Origin of the sequence: Microcystis sp. LEGE 08355 (assembly GCF_015207185.1) — a bacterium.
GTDB classification, from domain to species: Bacteria; Cyanobacteriota; Cyanobacteriia; order Cyanobacteriales; family Microcystaceae; genus Microcystis; species Microcystis panniformis.
Genome location: NZ_JADEXI010000761.1, coordinates 1 through 1,879, shown reverse-complemented (window position 1 = coordinate 1,879; position 1,879 = coordinate 1). Strand labels below are relative to the sequence as shown.

1 protein-coding gene is annotated in these 1,879 nt (G+C 43.5%); it reads left to right on the top strand.

Going from position 1 to position 1,879, the window contains the following annotated elements:
- The first annotated feature begins 196 nt into the window (after positions 1-196).
- Entirely contained in the window at positions 197-1,258 is a 1,062-nt protein-coding gene (gene mtnA / locus IQ242_RS23775; RefSeq protein WP_193961650.1) for an S-methyl-5-thioribose-1-phosphate isomerase, read from the top strand.
- Positions 1,259-1,879 lie beyond the last annotated feature (621 nt).

The following is a 1,879-nucleotide window of genomic DNA, read 5'->3' as shown; positions in this document are numbered from 1 at the left end:
ACACCCCACACCCTCTTTCAAGTCAGGAGCCAGTAGTCAGGAGAATTAGGAATGAATAATAAATAATCAATTAAATGCCCCATTTAGGGATTTTATGCAGTTTTATGTCTATTTTTGTCATTTTTGAACTCTCAAAAATTAATTAGGCAAGAAGTCTATGTGGTAAATTTGGCCAATTCTCAATCTAAAAATGTTTATGACCACAACCACTTGCGAGAGTAACTCGATCTATCCCGTGCGTTGGCAAGATAACAAAGTTTGGCTGATCGATCAAACCCGTTTACCCATGGAGTATGGGGAAGTTGAGATCACCAGCAGTGAAGCCATGGCCCAGGCGATCGAAACGATGATTGTCCGCGGCGCTCCGGCGATCGGAGTAGCGGCTGCCTATGGTATGGTTTTAGGAGCGCAGGAAATTACCACCGACCAGACAGAGGAATTTCTGGCTGATTTAACTAGAATAGCCGATCGATTAGCCCAAACCCGGCCGACGGCGGTGAATTTATTCTGGGCGATCGAGCGAATGTTAAAAGTGGCCAGGGAAAGTAGCCCAGAAGTGGCAGTAATTACCAAAAATCTCCTTGAAACTGCCCAAAATATCCAAAAAGAAGACGTGGAAACCTGTCGGGCGATCGGTCACCATGGTTTATTGGCGCTGCCGGAGCAACCGGAAAAACTGACAATTTTAACCCACTGTAATACTGGTTCCCTAGCCACGGCCGGTTATGGTACTGCTTTAGGGGTAATTCGTTCCGCTTGGACAGCAGGGAGATTAATACAAGTGTATGCAGACGAAACCCGGCCGCGGCTGCAAGGGGCAAAATTAACCGCCTGGGAATGTCTGCGGGAGGGAATTCCCGTCACCGTGATCACCGATAGCATGGCGGCCCACTGTATGCAGCAAAAACTGATCGATGCGGTGATCGTTGGGGCCGATCGCATTGCGGCCAATGGGGACACGGCTAACAAAATCGGCACCTATTCCCTGGCAGTGCTGGCAAAAGCTCATCATCTGCCTTTTTATGTGGCCGCGCCGCTATCGACGGTGGATTTTTCCCTTAAGGATGGTACGGGTATCCCGATCGAACAGCGCGATCGTGCCGAAATTTATCAGGTGGGGACAACTACCCTTTGCCCTAGAGATGTTAACTTTTATAACCCCGCTTTCGATGTTACTCCCGCCGCTTTAATCACCGCTATCATCACGGAAAAAGGAGCGGTAACACCGGCTGAATTAATTTTTTTACAGGAATCCTAGGGGTGAGCTTTTTCCCTACTGACACCATTTTTATTTGTTTATATCCATTGGCACAGTGGGGAAAAATTCCGCCTCAATCAAATTTGAGGTGACGGCCAAGGGCGAAAAATAGACAAAAACTCCCTCTATCCATAAACTAAAGGACTAGAGTAATTTTGAGAAACTATCTAGTTATCAATAGAATAGTTTGAATTAATTATTGATTACTTAAATCAAGAAACTATAAATTATTTATTAGTTTTAGATTATTTTTTTGTTAATATAGGCTAAAAAATTAATTAAACCAGAGCTTGGTTCTATTCTAGGAAAATCCAAGCAGATCAAAGATGTATTTTTCTTAAAATTATCTTGGCTCTTCTCGACTTTGTGTGATAATTTTTGCCGATCAAATTCTGAAATGTTTACTGGGAAAGACTTTTAGGGCTATTTTTGTGAATAAATAAACTATCATTGTAGACCTCGTTTCCACACAGAAACCAGAAAAGCCAAATCCTTGCATAATCGAGATTTGTATGATATTATAACCCACATTCCGCACCCTCAACTGTCACATAAGCTGTCCCCCTCCAGAGACTTGAGTAAAAATACTTATCTGGTGAAGATTTTCTCGGTGGCCGTTAG